This is a genomic window from Geminocystis sp. GBBB08, from assembly GCF_016743215.1.
Lineage (GTDB): Bacteria > Cyanobacteriota > Cyanobacteriia > Cyanobacteriales > Cyanobacteriaceae > Geminocystis.
In genome coordinates, this window is record NZ_VRZC01000068.1 from 1 (window position 1) to 18,417 (window position 18,417).

Here is an 18,417-nt window from a genome sequence, read left to right on the forward strand (position 1 = left end):
GCCGTTGCACCGTTACCATCGGAATCAAAGAATAACCCTCCTGTACTAGAATTATAGAAGAAACGATGAGCCGAAGTAGTCGCCGATGAACCAATGGTAAACTGAGTTGGTAATAATGTACCAGTTACTAAATCACCGCCAAAACCACTACCTAAAACTCGAATTGTGTCATCGGTTATATTAAAGTCCGTAAGACGATCAATCCCTTCAGAAGTAGAATTAAAACGGAATGAATCATTACCAGTGCCACCGGTTAAACTATCGTTACCACTACCTCCTGTTAAAGTATCGTTACCGTCACCACCAATGAGGTTATTATTACCACTGATCACCACCGAAATAGTTTTACTGGTTTCATTGATGCCCCAAAAAAGTTAATCTAAGCTAGGACGCATCTAATTTGAAACAACCCTGGGGGTAACAAAGGGTTTAAACCCCTTGCCTTGCATTGTTATCAGGGGTTTGGGAAAAATAAAATTCACAATTAATTATACTCACCTACTTAGTTAAGAGTTTCATCGTTTTTTTATTCCTAGAAAAAAATGTCAGTTAAATGCGTTTTAGCTTAATACTTAACACATAAACACTGATAAAGTTTATTTATCATTTATATCTGGATTTTTCTCAGGGTGAATATAAATAGCGGCAGGAAATTGTTTTTTAGTAATCTCTAATTTGACAGGTTGTTGTACAGATGTAGTTGAATCATTTTCGACAGTTACTTTTTCTACTTCTTCCAATAATGTCGCTAATTCTATTTGTTTTTCTAGTAACTCAGTGTAAGAAACTAAATTACTCAATCCGTTTACTAATTTTCTCAAATTTCGCCTAAATTCGGGATCTCCTGTAAATTCTTCGATTTCGGAAGTAATTTTAGCGGTATTGGCAAAGGTAACTCTAGCAGAATCTAAGGTTTGTTGTAAGGTGACGAGGTTGGTAGGGTTATTTAATTCTTGGGAAAGTGTTAACAAGTTTTTACTGATTTCCGTTAAATTTTGACTGCTGGTTTCAAAGTTTTTGGAGATTTTTTCAACATCTGTTTGATTAACTCTGGTTACTAATTGATCGGTATTTTTGGCTACTTGACTAACTTCTTGGGCGGTTTGACTTAAACTGGCGATCGCAGTGCTAAGATTAGATTTATTTTCAGTAATAACGGTATTTACATTAGTGGTAAGAGTGCTAATTTCAGAGGAAAGATTACTATAATCATCAGCTAAACGTTTAACTTGTTCGGTGGTGACATCAGCAGTATTAGAAAAAGATTGGGCGGTATTTGCCACAGCATCAGCAGAATGACTTATCCTTTCGGCGGCGTTGGAAACTTTACTTAAATCTTGTTTGACTTGGGTGGTTAATGTTGAAAGATTATCGGTTAAATTTGATACTTTTTTCCCCGCACTATTGATGCTAATAACGGCAGTATTAACATTATCAAACAATTGATCATCATTAAAACGATCAGCTAAACGGCTTAAACTTTCGACTAAATCAGGACTAGCTTGAGCATTAATACTTTCTTGATGACATAAAATAATGCTTTGTGTAGAGCAATCTTGACTGAGGGGATTAATTTGTTTTGCTTCATCTGTAAGATCATTTTTAGGAATAATATTAACACTAACATCACCTAATAATCCAGAGCGAATTGTAGAAACTCGCACATCAGAAGGTATCCTTAATTGCCCATCAATTTCAGCGACAATTTCTACCCCATTACTACCCGGCCTTATTTGTACGATTCTACCGACACCTACACCACGGAAAAAAACTCTACCGCCTTCTCTCAATCCTCCTGCATTGGCAAATTGTAGTTTTAATTGATAATTGCTATTTTGAAATTTATGACCTTTCAAAAAAAATACCATTCCGCCAAATACAATTAAACCTAATAACAAAAATAATCCAACTGATCCTTCTCTGACTAATCTTGAGCGCAACATTTAAAATACCATATTTGTAATTAAAATTATTTATTTAATCCCGCCTGTTTTAAAACCGCATTAGCTGTATGTTTTGATTTAATAGAATTATCAACCACAAAATATTTATCACTTAAAGGATTATAGCAATACTAAATCAGTTGTGAAATATTTAAAGATAGGAAATAATGTTTTACCTATTATTCAACAAAGGGTTTAAACCCCTTGCCTTTAAATTTGTAGTCCTTCTTTTGCCAAGAATCATTTAGGATTGCTATATACTATATTTCGTGATCACCTTTGCCTTGTCTGTGTAATAGACAACTATATTTTAAGCGGGATTTTTTTAGTTGTGGAGTAAAAGATTTAGTCATTTAAGATGCTACTTCTAATAATTCTTGATGATGAATAATTAAATCCCATTTTATTTGAGTATTATTATTTTTAACTTGGTGATTTAAAACTAATAATTCGGTAACAATTACTCTAACTTTTTGGATTAAAATATCGATATTTTCTGCTTCAGTAACTAATCCTAAAATATCATCACTGGTGGCAATCCAGACTTGAGCTTCATAATCCCAAAAAGCGTCTATAATATATCTTTCCATAATATTTTAAACTGCTAATGGCTTTGTTGAACTAATACATTACTAATTTTAGCTTTAATTTTCATCGGATATTTTTCAATTAATTTAGTTTATCAACAATTTGTTAATATATTCTTCAATATAGTAGTTAATTCTCCGTTTATTGAGATTATGAGTCATTTGCAATATTATTTTGATGCTGAAGAGAAAAAAAGTTTTGAGTTACCCGGTGCCAAACCTCATTATAATCCTCATCGATACGGACAAGTTCAACATATTTTCCTTGATTTAGAGTTAGATATTCCTCGACAAAGTTTTAGGGGTATTTGTACGATTATTTTAACTCCTGTGAGAAATAATATTACTCAATTAAGTATCGATGCCGTAGATTTAACCATTGAATCAGTGTTGATTAACAATGTTAACCAACCTTTTGACTATGACGGCGAAATTATTACAATTAATCTTTTACAGCCTAGCACTGAAGAAGATCTAAAAATTGTGATCGCCTATAGTAAAGAAAAACCGCAACGAGGTTTATATTTTATTGCACCTGATGACTATTATCCCCATAAACCAAACCAAATTTGGACACAAGGAGAAGATGAAGACTCAAGATATTGGTTTCCTTGTTTCGATTATCCCGGGCAATTGGCTACTTCTGAGATTAAAATAAAAGTACCTTCTGATTATATTGCTATCTCCAATGGTGAGTTAATTAAAACAGAAGAAAAAGACGGAGATAAAATTTATCATTGGCTACAACCTCAAGTTCATCCTACCTATTTAATGACGTTAGCGGTAGGCAAATTTACAGAAATAGAGGATAAATGGCAAGACATTCCTGTTAATTATTATGTGGAAAAAGGACGAGAAACAGAAGCAAAAATTAGCATGGGTAAAACTCCAAAAATGATTGAATTTTTCAGTCAAAAATATGGTTATCCTTATCCTTATTCTAAATATGCCCAAGTTTTTGTGGATGATTTTATTTTCGGGGGCATGGAGAACACATCCACTACTTTATTAACGGATCGTTGCTTATTAGACGAAAAAGCAGCCATTGACAATAAAAATACAGAAAGTTTAGTTGCCCATGAATTAGCGCATCAATGGTTTGGAGATTTAGTGGTAATTAAACATTGGAGTCACGCATGGATTAAAGAGGGTGCAGCTTCCTATGCTGAAGTGTTATGGACAGAATATGAATATAGTCAGGATGATGGAGCTTACTACTTATTGAAAGAAGCTCGTAATTATTTACAAGAAGATTCTTCTCGTTATCGTCGTCCAATAGTTACGAATGTTTACCGAGAGCCTATAGAATTATATGATCGCCATTTATACGAAAAAGGTGCTTGTGTTTATCATATGATTAGAGGTATTTTAGGAGAGGAATTATTTAATAAATTTATTCATACTTTTGTTAAAGATAACGCCCATAAAACTGTAGAAACTATTGATTTATTACGAGCAATCGAGAAGTCAACAGGTTATAATTTAAGCCCTCTTTTTGATCAGTATGTTTTTAGAGGAGGACATCCAGATTTTAAAATTAATTATAGTTGGGATAGTGAATCAAATTTAGCTATAGTAAATATTAAGCAAACTCAAGCCAAAGAAGAAAACGGTAAATTTAAGGATTTATTTAATTTAAAAATTCCTTTAGGTTTTGGTTATATTAAAGAAAATCAAAAGCCTGTAATTAAAACCGTTTATCTTAAACTTAATCAAATTGAGCAAGTATTTTATTTTCCTTTAACAGAAAAGCCTGATTTTATCTCTTTTGATGTCGGTAATTATCACTTAAAAACCGTTAAATTAGAATATGGATTTAGTGAATTAAAAGCTCAATTACAACATGATCCTGATGTCATCTCTCGTATTTATGCGGCGATCGCCATTGGGAAAAAAGGGAATTTAGAGGCGGTGAAAATCTTAAATAATGCTTTAGAAAACGAGAAATTTTGGGGAGTGAAAGTCGAAATTGCCAAACAATTGGGGAAAATTAAACTGAATCAAGCCACAGAAGCATTAATTACCCATATAGGAGATAATGACGCAAAGATAAGAAGGGCAATTGTGGAAGCCTTAACTCACCATAAAAATGAAGCTAGTTACCAAGCCTTAAAAAATATCGTCATCAACGGTGATGAAAGTTATTATGTAGAATCCTCTGCTATTCAAGGATTAAGCAAATTAGCAACAGGCAGTCTCGAAAGCAAACAAGAAGAAGTTATTGCCCTGTTAGAGCGAATTTTAGCAGAAAAAAGTGGCTGGAATGAGATTATTAGATCAAGTGCTATTACAGGCTTAAGTCAACTCAAAACTAGCGAAAAAGCCGCCGATATTATCGGTAAATATACAGAATTAGGTATTCCTCAACCTTTACGCTTAACTGCTATTCGTAGTTTAGGGGCGATCGCCAAAGGGCAAAAACCCGATAAATTAGCGATAATTTTAGAAAAATTCGAGTCTATGATGTCTGATACCTTCTTTTTGACTCAAATGTCATTAATAGGTGGTTTAGGGCAAATAGAAGACTCTCAAGCTATTGCTTTGTTAACAAATTTAGCGGATACCAACCCTGATGGGAGAGTTAAAAGACGAGCTGAAGAAGCCATAAATCAGGTGCGAGGAAAACTTGGCAGTGATAAAACTTCTAAAGACTTACAACAAGCGATTGACAAATTAAAAGAAGAAAATCAGGATTTACAAAGCCGTTTAGCGAAACTAGAAACGCTTAAATAATTAACAATTAACAATTAACAATTAACAAAGCATATAGAAGTCAGTTTTTAGCTGATAAGTAGGTATGCAAAATTAATGATATGTTTACTTTTAAAATATAAACGGTAACAAACACTGTTTAATAACGATTAGAGGTTATTTAAACTAATTTTAAAATTGTTCAATAATTTTGCTTAGGCACTTACTTAGCTGATAGCTGATAGCTGATAAATGACAATTAAAAAATGACAAATGAATAATTTAATTAGAGTCTTTGAAAGTAGAAAAATTTTAGCATTATTATTAATAGGATTTTCCTCCGGATTACCTTACCTGCTGACAAACAAAACCCTACAGGCGTGGATGACTCAAGAAGGAGTAATTTGATCCGCCATTGGCTTATTTAGTTTAGTAGGATTACCGTATTCTTTAAAGTTTCTTTGGTCACCTTTCATGGATCGTTTTGTACCACCTTTTTACGGGCGTCGTCGAGGTTGGTTAATTATTACGCAACTTTTATTAGTAGTGGCGATCGCTTGTATGTCATTACAACGACCAAAAGAAGCCTTATTTTTTGTTGCCATTAACGCCGTATTTATTGCTTTTATTAGTGCTAGTCAAGATATTGTTGCTGATGCTTATCGTACAGATATTCTCGAAGTATATGAAATGGGTGCAGGGGTGGCTACTTTTGTTTTAGGTTATCGTATTGCTTTACTGTTAACAGGTTCAGTTGCTTTGATTTTAGCCGATTTAATGCCCTTTAATTTGGTTTATTTATGTTTAGCTGGATTAATGTTACTAACTGTAAGTTTTACTATCTTTGCGCCAGAACCAAAATTCGACAATAATAGCCCTCAAACTCTTAAAGATGCCGTAATTTTGCCCTTTCAAGAGTTTTTTCAACGCTCAGGAGTAGTCTCTGGTATTTTAATGTTGTTATTCATTAACCTTTATCGACTGGGAGACTCTTTTTTGGCGAATATGTCAACGCCTTTTCTTTTACAAACTGGATTTACACAAACCGATATTGGGGCAATACAAGGAGGAATGGGTTTACTTGCTACCATTGTCGGCACTTTAGTAGGAGGTGCAGTCATGAGCAAAATAGGCATTAATAGAGCCTTGTGGATATTTGGAGCAATACAAGCCATGAGCAATTTATCTTATTTAGTGTTATCACAAGTCGGACAAAATTATCCCATCATGGTATTAACCATTAATATTGAAAACTTTTGTGGTGGTTTAGCCACAGCTTCATTTATCGCCTTTCTGATGAGTTTATGTAATCACCAATTTTCTGCCACTCAATATGCTTTATTATCTAGTTTATATGCGGTGGGTAGAGATATTTTAGTTGCACCGGCAGGAAAAATAGTGGAAAATATTGGTTGGTCATGGTTTTTTGTTTTTACCATAATATTAGCCCTTCCTGGATTACTTTTATTACCTTGGTTTGCCCCTTGGAATCCTCCACTTGTAGATATTCCCCGTCCGGGTTTAGACAATGATATAGATTAAAAGTAATAATAGGTAAAACTTAGATTAAATTTTTGGTTATGGAATTAAAACGTCTTTGGGAAACTTTAACTTATTTTGAAGTGATACCTTTTCCCCTTTGTCTTAAAAAATTATTTAACTCAGAAAGTATCAATAAAAATAATATTTCTTCCATGATAAATTTAACATTAGTTACTGATAATCGTAGTCCTTTAGCACAAGAAACGATTAATAATTTACAGGAAAAAAAAACACCTTTAAGAATTATTAGCTCATCACCGACAACGGCTTTTTCTTCTCCCATAACAGAAATTATCCCCTTTAATTTAGAGACAGAAAATCCTCCTTCATCAATTTTAGAAAGAGTGAATAAAATTATATTCTTTCCTCAAAATGGGATTAATAAATTACGAGAATTAGTTAGTCAAAATCTACAACAAGGAGAAATAATCTTATTTGATTTTCAAACACCTAACCAAAATTTACGCAATATTTGGGGGGCTGTGGATGATGTTGTTATGGGTGGAGTTAGTAGCAGTAACTTAATTTTAGGCGATCGCCGTGCTATTTTTACTGGTATTGTTTCCACCGATAATAATGGCGGTTTTGCCTCAGTTAGGAGTAAAAATTTTAGTCAACCGTGGGATTTATCTACTTATCAAGGCATAAGATTAAAAATAAAAGGGGATGGCAAAAGATATAAATTTATAACTCGATGTGAAGGAAAATGGGATGGAATTAGTTACTGTTATTCTTTTGATACGATAGCCAATGAATGGATAATTGTGGATATTCCTTTTAATGATTTAATCCCTGTTTTTCGGGCAAAAACTCTCAAAGATGCCGATAAATTTAATTCCAGTAAAGTCTATTCTTTGCAATTAATGTTGAGTAAATTTGAATATGACGGCGGTTATAATCCTAGTTTTGAAACAGGGGGATTTTCTTTAGAAATTGAATCTATCAAGGCTTATGGTAACGAAAATTATCCTCAATTTGTTTTCATGGATTAATGACAGTTTCCAGAAAAAGTCTTTTTTGTCACATCTTATTTTTCAATATATAAGCTATCATTAAAATGATCACTTTATTAACAGACTTTGGCTTACAAGATGTTTATGTGGGAGTGATGAAAGGGGTGATTAAAAGTCTCAATCCTGATGTAGATTTAATTGATTTAACCCATGAAATTCCCCGACAAAATATTTTAGCTGCTAGATTTGCTTTAATGAATGCTATTGACTTTTTTCCTGATCATACCATTCATTTAGCCGTAGTTGATCCTACCGTGGGCAGTAAAAGAAAAGCTCTGGCGATCGCCTTTAAAAAAGGTTATTTAATTTGTCCAAATAATGGGATATTTAGCGGTGTTTTGAGTAAATATAAACCAGAAAAAATAGTAGAGTTAACGAATAAGAAATATTGGTTTAATTCTAATCCTAGTAGTACATTTCATGGGAGAGATATTTTTGCTGCTGTGGCAGGTTATTTGAGTCAAGGAATAAGTTTAAATGAATTAGGAGAAGAGATAAAAGAAGATAGTTTAGTTGAGTTAAAGATAAAACCTGTTATTATTAATAGCAAAGAAATTATTGGAACAATTCAGTATATTGATATATATGGTAATTTAGTCACAAATATTGCTATGAATATGCTGAATAATAAATCATGGTATTTAATAGAAGGGAAAGATAAAATTAATAATCACCTCACCTATAGCAGTGTCAATCAAGGGGATTTATTAGCTTTAATTGGTAGTCATGGATGGTTAGAGATAGCAGTTAACGGTGGTAGTGCTAAAATAAAATTAAATAAAGAATATAATGATCAAATTAGAGTAAGATTTAATTAAATTGATGAAAATGGAATCTAACATTTATCAAGGACAATTTGGCAACTTTACCATTACAGAAAGTGATTATCGAGAAGTAATGATATATCGTCTTGGTTTAGCGGTAGCGGGAATAAGTTTTGCCGTAGGTATTTTACTGTTTTTTTGGATAGGTTTAACTCCTCTAATCGAAAAAAGTTTAACGGTTTTATTTGCGATATTTATTATTAGTTTGGGAGTAAGTTTACAAACAATTCATATTTATTTAAAACCATTACATAACACCCTAAAACTTTTCTGGTTAATAGGCACAATTAGCACTATAGTGTTGGCGATAAAAAGTCAAGAATCTTTAGTAATTGTTATCAAAAATCAACCTTTAAGTTTATTAGGTATTGGTTTTATTTTTGCTAGTTTAACAGGGATATTTATTAAAGAAGCTTTTTGTTTTAACCGTATTGAAGCAAAGATTTTAAGTGCAATGATACCTACTTTATTATTAGGTTATATAATCAATATTTTTTCTGTAAAATTAGGAATATTTTTATTAACGACATGGGGCATATTATTTTTAGTATTTCTCATGAATAAAGCTATCCAAGAAATTCCTCCTGATATTGGCGATAAATCAGTATTTGAATACTTAAAAAATCAATCAAAAAATAAAGAAACTCAACTATAAAATTCTTGTAAACCTTTGCGTCTTTGCGCCTTTGCGAGAGGAACAAAATATAATATACTCATCTAACTTTCTGAAAAATGTCACAACTAGCAATAAAATGGATTAAAAGAATCAGCTTTATTTTAATATTAATAATAGTTTCATTTTCGCTAGTTACTTTTGCGTCTTCTTCTCCTAAATTTGGTTTACCTATTAACTGTAATTTAGGAAAAAATTGTTATATAATGCACTATGTTGATCATGATCCTACGTCAAAAGAGATTGACTTTAATTGTGGCAGACAAACCTATGATACTCATAACGGTACAGATTTTGGTATCCCTAATTTACAAGTAATGAAACAAGGTATCCCTGTTATATCGATTGCTGATGGTATCGTGTTAAGGTTAAGAGATGGAGTAGCGGATCATTTAGTAGCGAGTGAAAGTGACAAAAAAGCAACAGAAGGGCAAGAATGTGGTAACGGGTTAGTAATTAAACATGAAGATGGTTGGGAGAGTCAATATTGTCATTTAAAACAAAACAGTATTGTGGTTAAAAATGGCATGAAAGTCAAAAAAGGGACAATTTTAGGGATGGTAGGATCATCAGGATTAGCATCTTTTCCCCATGTTCATTTAAGTTTAAGGCAGGATGGTAAAATTGTCGATCCGTTTGTGGGAATAACCGAAGAAACAGGTTGTCAAATGCCGAAAAAACCCTTATGGGAAAAAAGCCTTAACTATATTCCAACGGGATTAATTGAAGGTGGTTTTGCCCCAGAAATTCCTTCTCAAAAAAAACTATGGGAAGGTAAATTTTACCATAGCCAAATTAATATCAAAAGTCCTCAATTAATTTTTTGGATTCATGCTTTTGGAGTCTTAGAAAATGATGAAGAATCTTTCCAATTAATAAATCCTAATAATCAGGTAATTATCAATCAAAAACAACCGATAAATAAATCTTCTCGCTCATGGATGAGTTATGTTGGAAAAAATAATAAATCTACTTTAGAAAAAGGCTTATGGATAGGAAAATATCAACTTAAAAGAGGCAATAAAATTATGATCAATTTAGAACAAAAAATTAATATAAATTAATTCCTAATTTCTAATAAGGATTGAATAATATTCAAACCCTACTCCTAATTCCTAATTCCTCATTCTTAATTCCTCATTGGTAATTATGTTTCGTTTAGCTGTAGAAAAAGATTTTGACATTTTAAGACAGATATATTCTCAAACTGTCAAAAAACTTGCCCCTAGTTTATATTCTCCTTCCCAAGTAATGGCTTGGTCATCTTTTTCTGATAATATTAGTAAGTTTCATGATTTTATTTTTCATGCTAATACTTATTTACTGATAAAAAATGAGCAAATTATTGGTTTTTGTGGTTTAAGAAATGATGGACATATTGCCTCTTTTTATCTTCATCCTGATTTTACCCGTCAAGGTTATGGCACTAAGTTATTATTATATGTTTTAGAAATAGGATTGAAACAAGGTATCACTAGATTTTATACTGAGGCTAGTTTTTTTTCTCAACCCGTCTTTTCTCGCTGTGGTTTTAAGATTTTAGCTTTGGAAACTGTAAATTATGGAGATGTTTCTTTTAAACGCTATAAAATGGAGAAAGAAAATAACTCAACAGGAAAATTAAGTCATGAGTGAAGACAACATGAAGGAGTTGGTTAAAGAATTAAAATCCCAAATTAGCATTATTAGTACTTTTATCGCTCTATTTTGGATTATTGAAATTGTTAATCAAATATTTTTTGGCGATCGCCTTGATTATTTTGGTATCATTCCAAGGAATATAGTCGGATTAAGAGGCATAATTTTAGCACCGTTTCTTCATGCAGATTTTGCCCATTTAATCGCTAATACCTTACCATTTGGCATTCTAGCATGGTTTGTGATGTTGCAAGATACCAATGATTTTTTTGTGGTAAGTTTCTACTCCATGATAGTTAGTGGTATCGGAGTCTGGTTATTTGCTCAACCCAATTCTATCACCGTTGGTGCTAGTGGAGTTATTTTTGGTTATTTTGGTTTTTTAATGCTACGGGGTTATTTTCAAAAAAAACCTGCCTCTATCGCCCTTTCCTTAGTTGTGATTTTCCTTTATGGTGGCATGATTTGGGGAGTTTTACCTTCTAATCCTCATATATCATGGTTAGCCCATTTATTCGGTTTTCTTGGGGGAATTTTAGCGGCTAAAATCATATCGAATAAATAATTCAAATTAGCTAACAACTGAGGTTACAATTTAAAAAAGTGAAATAGAAAAAATATAGATAGAAAATTATAATGGGCAACGAAAATATAGTTCTTTTATCCGCCAGAGAAATAGATAAAATGCGTCAGGCAGGAAAATTAGCGGCACAGTTATTGAAACATTTGGGCAATATGGTTAAACCCGGTATTAGTACTTATGAATTAAATGAAGAGGCGGAAAAATGGACAAAAGCAAAGGGGGCAAAAAGTGCTCCTTTAGGTTATGGTAATCCACCGTTTCCCGCTTCTATTTGTACTAGCGTGAATGAGGTAATTTGTCACGGTATCCCCAATAAAAAACAAATTTTAAAAGATGGAGATATTATTAATATTGATGTTACTCCAATTTTAGAAGGTTATCATGGCGATACTTCTAAAACTTTTTTTGTGGGTAATCCTTCATTAGAAGCGAAAAAATTAGTAGAAGTTACGGAAGAATGTTTATATAGAGGCATTAATGCTGTACGCCCTGGAGGGAGAATTGGGGATATTGGGGCAGCAATTCAAGAATATGCTGAAAGTTTTGGTTATTCGGTGGTCAGAAATTTTGTAGGTCATGGTATTGGTAGAACATTTCATACTCCTCCCCAAGTGCCTCATTTTGGCAAAAAAGGTACAGGTAAAAAATTACGCCCTGGAATGGTATTTACAATCGAACCAATGATTAATATAGGTACATGGGAAGCTGATGTTTTAGAGGATGGTTGGACAGCTTTAACAAAAGATCGTCAATTATCAGCACAATTTGAGCATACCATAGCCATTACTCATGGTGGCGTTGAGATTCTTACTCTCGATACATAATAAGTAATAAGGCAGGGTTGTTTCAAAGTAAGTTGGGAAAAATGATGGGGTGTTAGGGTGTTAGAGGATTAGGAGGATTTCTTGTTTCCAGATTTTAGGTAATAATAAATCTTGAAATAATCAATTGTCGAAATTTAAAGTTTGCTATGAAAAAAATTTGGTTAAATGTCACCATTGTTTTATGTATTTTCTTTTTCAATTTTATTTTTACTGCTAACGCCTATGCCTATAGTGAAGAAGAAAAAGTTTTATTGCAATCTTGGCGATTGGTAAATGAGGCTTATGTTGATGATTCTTTTAATAATCAAAATTGGTGGCAAATTCGGCAAAAATTCCTTAAAAAACCCTTACATAATCGAGAAGAAACTTATAATGCCATCAAAGAAATGTTAGCTCTTCTTGATGATCCTTATACCCGTTTATTGCCTCCTGAAAATTATCATAACTTACAAATTACTACTTCTGGTGAATTATCTGGCATTGGCTTACAAATTAGCATCAACCCTGAAAATAATCAATTAGAAGTTGTAACACCATTACCTAGTTCTCCCGCAGAATTAGCTGGTATTCAACCACGGGATCAAATTATCACTATCGATGGAATTGATACCCATACCTTAACTTTAGATGAGGCCGCTAATAAAATTCGAGGAGAGATAGGCACTCAAGTAATACTTGAAATTAAACATAAAAATGATAATAAAGTTACAATTTATCAATTAAAACGTGATCGTCTTTCCCTAAGTGCAGTAACATCTCATTTAGATAAAACTAATCCTAATTATCCCATTGGTTACTTAGGGTTAACCCAATTTAGTGGTAATGCTACCAAAGATTTGGCCCATGCCATGATTAAATTAGAACAAGAAGGAGCTCAAGGCTATATTTTAGACTTAAGAAATAATCCGGGGGGGTTACTTCAAGCAGGAATTGAAATCGCTCGTTTATGGTTACAACCGAGTACTATTGTTTATACTGTCAATCGTCAAGGAGTTTTAGGTAGTTATGATGCGGATGGGGAGGCTTTAACCGATAAACCTTTAGTAGTATTAGTGAATCAAGGCTCTGCTAGTGCTAGTAAAATTTTAGCAGGTGCCCTCAAAGACAACCATCGAGGAGTTTTAGTTGGTGAAAAAACCTTTGGAAAAGGCTTAATTCAGACTTTATTTGAATTAACGATTGGTACTGGAATTGATATTACTGTAGCTAAATATGAGACTCCTAGTCATACAGATATTAATAAACTCGGTATTACGCCAAATTACACAGTATCTCAAGATCCCATTAGCTATTTTGAAATTGGCACTGAAAAAGATTTACAATATCAAGCGGCTATGACTTATTTAGGGGTTGTTGAAAAAGTATTTTGATGAGGGTAGGCAATGGGCAATAGGCACTCTTGCAATGGTTTTAACGGTACTTTTAATCAAAAATGTTCAATAAATTTAACTAATAAAATTAATTTAACTGTAGGATTGAAAATGCTCTGGTTACTTATATAGAATTAATTTTGCCCTGATATTTAAGTTTAATCATTAACTGTTTCTAAAGATTTACCAGTAGTTTCTATTCTTAATAAATAAGTAAAAATAGCTCCTAATAAGCAACAAAAAGCCAGAATATATAATAACATTGGTACACCAAAGTTTTCTTTGACAATGGGAAGCATAAAAGTTCCTAAAACTGCTCCTGATTTGGCGATCGCACCTGCTAAACCAGCACCACTTCCACGAATTGAGATGGGGAAAACTTCCCCTGAAAGTAAAAAAGTAGTAGAATTAGGACCAGCATTCATTAAGATATTAAAGATTAAAAATCCCAGAAAAACCAATGTTAAATTAGGATCTTGATGAAGGTTAGGATCTCCTGATATTCCTAATAAAAATAAACCAAAAGCCATACCAATAAAACCAGTAATTTGTAAAAAAATTCTGCCGACTTTATCGACTAAAAAAACAGCAAATAAAAAGCCAATAATTAAAAATATATCAACGAGAGCAGATCCTTGAGCTGATTGTATTTGACGAATCATAAAATTATCTTGTTGATCGAAAGCTAAAACAGAGATAATAATAGGGGTAAAAATACCAATACCATAAGTAGCTATATCTTGTAAAAACCAAGGCAAAGAAGCAAATAATGTATTTTTAAGATATTTTTTTGAGAATAAAGAGCGATAATTAAGGGAATTTTGTAAAGATATAATCTCGGTTTTTGAGGTAATTTTTATATCTATTTCTAACAATTCTTGAGCGGCTAATTCAGCATTTTTATAATCACCTTTTGCTATATAATAAAGAGGACTTTCTAAGAGAAATTGTAACCGTAACAACCCTACTAAAATCGCTAAAATTAAGCCAATTCCTAACATTAAACGCCAACTATATTGGATAATAATTAAATCTGAATTAGGATAAAGATGTTGTAAACTACTAATCACAAAAATTCCCGTCAATGCCCCAAATAAAGCCCCTACGGCTTGAAAAGTAAATGCACCAATCACCATCTTACCCCGCACTCTTGAAGGCACATTTTCGGTAATATACGCCACGCTGATGGGATAATCTGCACCGATAGCAACTCCCACTAAAAAGCGGAAAAAAATTAGAGAAGTAGCATTCCATGCCAATGCCGTTCCAGCACTTGCTACTACAAAAAGAATGACATCAAGGAGTAACATTTTTTGTCGCCCGATTTTATCTGTTACCGCACCTAAAGTTAATGAGCCAACCAAAGAACCTACAATTGCAGCTACAGCGAGAATACCAATTTGCAAAGAAGTAAGATTAAAGTCTTTTTCGAGGAAGGGTAAAGCAATACCGATGATAAAAAAATCGAAACCATCCAGAGCGATTAGTCCGGCTGATAATGTCCATAATAACCACATTGAGGAAGTTAATTGAGATTTATCTAATGCTGTTTCAAAGTTACTTTGCGTCATACAAATAAAGACAATAGATGATTAAATGAGATCAGGATCCTATAGCAATCCTATTTGATTTGTGGCATTTTTGTCGGAGAAAATTTATAATTTATAATTTATAATTTAGACATGACTTGAGTTTGAGAGCTATTAACTACTATTTAATTTACCACAACCTATTAAGGATTTCTATAGTTTATAATTTCAATTAATTTCAATATTTTTCGTTTTAATGCACAGCCTCTTTTTGTGGTTGTGTGTTAAACACTATGTGATATATTGTATGATTATAAAGTATTTTTATTTTGATGAGGGTAGCTATTAGCAGTTAGCTATCAGCTAATTTTAAAGTCTAATTATTAACCTACACTTAACCTAAACTTAACCTAAAAGTATTTTAAAACACTTAAAAATAAAGAAACTAGCCTAATTGTCCTATTAAAAATAAATTTAAAAATTTTTCTGATTAATTTAGTTTAAATAATCACAAATTGTTTTAAAATTTAAGCTGTAAATAGTTGGTTATAGTAATTAATCAAATGACTGATTTTAATATTAGAAGAAGAGATTTTTTATACGGTTTAGCAGGTTTATCTGGTAGTGTAATCGCCAGTCAACTACCTTTTGAGTCCGCATCTGCCCAAGCTGTAAGAATTAATGGTGCTGGTGCAAGTTTTCCTGCTCCTTTATTTCAACGTTGGTTTGTGGAGTATAATAAAATTAACAAAAATACTCAAGTTAACTATCAATCCGTTGGTAGTGGTGCAGGTATTAAACAGTTTATGGGTAATACTGTTGATTTCGGTGCTAGTGATGTAGCCATGAAAGATGAGGAAATTGCTAAGGTTTCTCGTGGTGTGGTACTTTTACCTGTTACCGCTGGTTTAGTTGTATTAGCTTTCAATAATAAAGATGTCACTACTGTTAAACTTACCCGTCAACAATTAGTTGATATTTTCTTAGGTAAAATTACTAATTGGAATCAGATAGGATCTCCTAAAAGTAAACCAATTAGAGTTATTTACCGTTCCGATGGTTCAGGAACTACGGGAGTATTTACAAAACATTTAGCGGCTATTAACAGTGACTGGAAAAGTAAAGTAGGAGAAGGTACTACGGTTCAGTGGCCTACTGGTATCGGTGCGAAAGGAAATGAAGGTGTAACGGCTACTATTCAACAAACTGACGGGGCAATTGGCTATATTGAATATGGTTTTGCAAAAAAAAATGGACTAAAAACAGCAGAGTTACAAAATAAAGCGGGGAAAATAGTACCTGGTAGCTTACAAAATGCTTCTGTTTCTTTATCCCAAATTGAGTTACCCGCCAATTTAAGGGCTTTTGCTCCTGATCCTGCTGGCGATCGCGCTTATCCCATTGTTTCTTTTAGTTGGATTCTGGCTTATAAAAAATATCCTAATGCCAATATTGTTACACCTTTAAAACAAGTACTTACTTGGTGTGCTAGTAAAACTGGGGGACAAAAATTCAGTAGTGATTTAGGTTATATTCCTTTACCTGATAACGTCATTAAAAAAGTAACAGCGGCGATTAATACCATTGGTTAGTAGAATTTAGAATTTAGAATGAAGAATGAGGAATGAGGAATGAGAAATTTAGTTATCTTTAAGATAACGTTAGCTAATAAATAGCTTTGAAATAAATTTTCAACTGGGATAATTGCTGATAAAACTTCTCTTTCTTTAATAATCACTATTTATGTTTTTTCCCCATTTATTAGGGTTTCTCTTTGGCTTTAGTCAACCTCAATCTTTACCGATGATTTCATGGCATCAAGCCGCTATTTTTCAGATACCTAGTAATCCTGATCCTCAAGTACCAGTTATAGTGGATAAATATTTACAAACTCTTGCCCGTCAAGGTTTGTTAACCCAAAAACAAGGAATTTGGATTCAATCGGATTGGGCAATTTTAGGTGATAATAACGGTAAAATACCTGCTCCTGCTGCATCTTTAACAAAAATCGCTACCACGATAGCATCAATACATACATGGGGTTTAGAGCATCGTTTTTTAACTAAAATTTACGGCACAGGGGAAATTAATAACGGTATTTTACAAGGTGATTTAATTGTAGAATACGGAGGGGATCCTTTATTTGTATGGGAAGAAGCTATTGTCTTGGGAAGTAAATTACAACAATTAGGTATTCAGACAGTAAGAGGTAACTTAATTGTAGTGGGGAATTGGCAAATGAATTATGAAGAAAATCCGATTAAATCGGGAGAATTATTAAAACAGGCTTTAAATAGTAAAAAATGGGCACAAATCATCCAAAAACAATATAAAGCGATGAAAAATTCGCCCTTACCCTCAAATATAACGATAGAAGGCACAGTCAAAAAAATAGATAGTTTGCCAAGTAATACAAATTTATTGTTAACTCATCAATCTTTGACTTTAAGAGAAATATTGCGATCGATGAATGTCTATAGTAATAATAAAATAGCGGAATCTTTAGCTCAACAAATAGGAGGGGGTACAAAAGTAGCTGATATTGCCACAAAACTAGCTAATATACCTAAAGAAGAAATATTATTACACAATGGCTCGGGTTTAGGAGTTGATAACCGTATTTCACCCCGTGCAGTGTGTCGAATGTTAATGAGTTTAGAAAGTCAATTAGAAGGGAGTGATATTAACATCGGTGATTTATTTCCAGTAGCAGGAGTTGATAAAAAAGGCACAGTAGAATATCGCAACATTCCCTATGGTATCCCTACAAAAACAGGAACATTATCAGTAGTAAGCGCCCTTGCAGGGGTTATTTCTACAGCTGAAAGAAATCACGTTTATTTTGCTGTTATTAACTACGGTAGTGACATTGAAGATTTAAGACGTAAACAAGATATTTTATTACGAAATTTAGAACAACATTGGACATTTAAACCTTTGTTACCCACAAAATCCATCGACATTTCTTTCGGTGATATTAAACGTTTTAATTAGGGGTTGCGTCAAAAAGTATTTTGGTGAGGGTAGGTATCAGGTATCAGGTATCAGGTATCAGGTGTTAGGTTAAATAATGATAAATCAAGGTGTTTAGTGTCATTCTTAACTTGATCAAGTATCTTTTGCTACCCTCGCTATAGTTTCAGGGAAAATCATTAGAAAAATGTGCAATTTTTGAATAAAATCGGTGAAAACTCGGCACT

General features: G+C 32.8%; 14 protein-coding genes and 2 pseudogenes. 12 read left to right on the top strand and 4 right to left on the bottom strand.

Features of this window, described 5'->3' with window-relative positions:
- The 3 genes and pseudogenes from FWJ34_RS10430 to FWJ34_RS10440 all read right to left on the bottom strand — a co-directional run.
- Positions 1–335: pseudogene (locus tag FWJ34_RS10430) on the bottom strand (calcium-binding protein); the annotation flags it as partial.
- Between the two features lie 261 nt (positions 336–596).
- The gene (locus tag FWJ34_RS10435; RefSeq protein WP_308255258.1) at positions 597–1,943 is read right to left on the bottom strand and encodes an MlaD family protein; all 1,347 of its coding nucleotides are present in this window, start codon (positions 1,941–1,943) and stop codon (positions 597–599) included.
- Positions 1,944–2,296: 353 nt separating this feature from the next.
- Positions 2,297–2,533, bottom strand: a complete 237-nt coding sequence (locus FWJ34_RS10440) for a DUF1902 domain-containing protein (RefSeq protein ID WP_308255259.1) — start codon at positions 2,531–2,533, stop codon at positions 2,297–2,299.
- A 150-nt stretch (positions 2,534–2,683) separates the two neighbouring features.
- On the opposite strand from FWJ34_RS10440, the gene FWJ34_RS10445 reads away from it, so the two are divergent.
- The 10 genes and pseudogenes from FWJ34_RS10445 (at position 2,684) to ctpA (ending at position 13,688) form a co-directional block, all read left to right on the top strand.
- Positions 2,684–5,263 (top strand): M1 family metallopeptidase, encoded by a 2,580-nt coding sequence (locus FWJ34_RS10445; RefSeq protein WP_308255260.1) that lies wholly within the window; start codon positions 2,684–2,686, stop codon positions 5,261–5,263.
- 231 nt (positions 5,264–5,494) lie between these two features.
- Positions 5,495–6,763: pseudogene (locus FWJ34_RS10450) on the top strand (AmpG family muropeptide MFS transporter).
- A gap of 38 nt (positions 6,764–6,801) precedes the next feature.
- Entirely contained in the window at positions 6,802–7,755 is a 954-nt protein-coding gene (locus FWJ34_RS10455) for a CIA30 family protein (protein WP_308255261.1), read from the top strand.
- 65 nt (positions 7,756–7,820) lie between these two features.
- Positions 7,821–8,594 carry an SAM-dependent chlorinase/fluorinase gene (locus tag FWJ34_RS10460; protein WP_308255262.1) on the top strand — a complete coding sequence of 258 codons (774 nt, stop codon included), beginning with the start codon at positions 7,821–7,823 and terminating at the stop codon, positions 8,592–8,594.
- Between the two features lie 4 nt (positions 8,595–8,598).
- Positions 8,599–9,255 (top strand): DUF2301 domain-containing membrane protein, encoded by a 657-nt coding sequence (locus FWJ34_RS10465; RefSeq protein ID WP_308255263.1) that lies wholly within the window; start codon positions 8,599–8,601, stop codon positions 9,253–9,255.
- A 77-nt stretch (positions 9,256–9,332) separates the two neighbouring features.
- Positions 9,333–10,337 carry a M23 family metallopeptidase gene (locus FWJ34_RS10470; RefSeq protein ID WP_308255264.1) on the top strand — a complete coding sequence of 335 codons (1,005 nt, stop codon included), beginning with the start codon at positions 9,333–9,335 and terminating at the stop codon, positions 10,335–10,337.
- Between the two features lie 85 nt (positions 10,338–10,422).
- Entirely contained in the window at positions 10,423–10,908 is a 486-nt protein-coding gene (locus FWJ34_RS10475) for a GNAT family N-acetyltransferase (RefSeq protein ID WP_308255265.1), read from the top strand.
- Positions 10,901–11,476: a rhomboid family intramembrane serine protease gene (locus FWJ34_RS10480; RefSeq protein ID WP_308255266.1), complete on the top strand. Its 576-nt coding sequence runs from the start codon at positions 10,901–10,903 to the stop codon at positions 11,474–11,476. Before FWJ34_RS10475 ends, FWJ34_RS10480 begins: the two co-directional genes overlap by 8 nt.
- 71 nt (positions 11,477–11,547) lie before the next feature.
- Entirely contained in the window at positions 11,548–12,318 is a 771-nt protein-coding gene (map, locus tag FWJ34_RS10485) for a type I methionyl aminopeptidase (protein ID WP_308255267.1), read from the top strand.
- Positions 12,319–12,464: 146 nt separating this feature from the next.
- Positions 12,465–13,688, top strand: a complete 1,224-nt coding sequence (ctpA, locus tag FWJ34_RS10490; protein ID WP_308255268.1) for a carboxyl-terminal processing protease CtpA — start codon at positions 12,465–12,467, stop codon at positions 13,686–13,688.
- 158 nt (positions 13,689–13,846) lie between these two features.
- Here the strand turns inward: ctpA and FWJ34_RS10495 are convergent, their stop codons facing one another.
- The gene (locus FWJ34_RS10495; protein ID WP_308255269.1) at positions 13,847–15,259 is read right to left on the bottom strand and encodes an MFS transporter; all 1,413 of its coding nucleotides are present in this window, start codon (positions 15,257–15,259) and stop codon (positions 13,847–13,849) included.
- A gap of 521 nt (positions 15,260–15,780) precedes the next feature.
- On the opposite strand from FWJ34_RS10495, the gene pstS reads away from it, so the two are divergent.
- On the top strand, positions 15,781–16,809 hold the full coding sequence (gene pstS / locus FWJ34_RS10500) for a phosphate ABC transporter substrate-binding protein PstS (RefSeq protein ID WP_308255270.1): 1,029 nt from the start codon (positions 15,781–15,783) through the stop codon (positions 16,807–16,809).
- Between the two features lie 151 nt (positions 16,810–16,960).
- Complete coding sequence (locus tag FWJ34_RS10505; RefSeq protein WP_308255271.1) at positions 16,961–18,211, top strand: D-alanyl-D-alanine carboxypeptidase; 1,251 nt, start codon at positions 16,961–16,963, stop codon at positions 18,209–18,211.
- Positions 18,212–18,417: the final 206 nt, after the last annotated feature.

What these genes read in the sequence shown, in the direction of transcription:
- FWJ34_RS10435 (WP_308255258.1), bottom strand. Translation starts at nt 1,943, where the DNA reads ATGTTGCGCTCAAGATTAGTCAGAGAAGGATCAGTTGGATTATTTTTG.
- FWJ34_RS10440 (WP_308255259.1), bottom strand. Translation starts at nt 2,533, where the DNA reads ATGGAAAGATATATTATAGACGCTTTTTGGGATTATGAAGCTCAAGTC.
- FWJ34_RS10445 (WP_308255260.1), top strand. Translation starts at nt 2,684, where the DNA reads ATGAGTCATTTGCAATATTATTTTGATGCTGAAGAGAAAAAAAGTTTT.
- FWJ34_RS10455 (WP_308255261.1), top strand. Translation starts at nt 6,802, where the DNA reads ATGGAATTAAAACGTCTTTGGGAAACTTTAACTTATTTTGAAGTGATA.
- FWJ34_RS10460 (WP_308255262.1), top strand. Translation starts at nt 7,821, where the DNA reads ATGATCACTTTATTAACAGACTTTGGCTTACAAGATGTTTATGTGGGA.
- FWJ34_RS10465 (WP_308255263.1), top strand. Translation starts at nt 8,599, where the DNA reads ATGAAAATGGAATCTAACATTTATCAAGGACAATTTGGCAACTTTACC.
- FWJ34_RS10470 (WP_308255264.1), top strand. Translation starts at nt 9,333, where the DNA reads ATGTCACAACTAGCAATAAAATGGATTAAAAGAATCAGCTTTATTTTA.
- FWJ34_RS10475 (WP_308255265.1), top strand. Translation starts at nt 10,423, where the DNA reads ATGTTTCGTTTAGCTGTAGAAAAAGATTTTGACATTTTAAGACAGATA.
- FWJ34_RS10480 (WP_308255266.1), top strand. Translation starts at nt 10,901, where the DNA reads ATGAGTGAAGACAACATGAAGGAGTTGGTTAAAGAATTAAAATCCCAA.
- map (WP_308255267.1), top strand. Translation starts at nt 11,548, where the DNA reads ATGGGCAACGAAAATATAGTTCTTTTATCCGCCAGAGAAATAGATAAA.
- ctpA (WP_308255268.1), top strand. Translation starts at nt 12,465, where the DNA reads ATGAAAAAAATTTGGTTAAATGTCACCATTGTTTTATGTATTTTCTTT.
- FWJ34_RS10495 (WP_308255269.1), bottom strand. Translation starts at nt 15,259, where the DNA reads ATGACGCAAAGTAACTTTGAAACAGCATTAGATAAATCTCAATTAACT.
- pstS (WP_308255270.1), top strand. Translation starts at nt 15,781, where the DNA reads ATGACTGATTTTAATATTAGAAGAAGAGATTTTTTATACGGTTTAGCA.
- FWJ34_RS10505 (WP_308255271.1), top strand. Translation starts at nt 16,961, where the DNA reads ATGTTTTTTCCCCATTTATTAGGGTTTCTCTTTGGCTTTAGTCAACCT.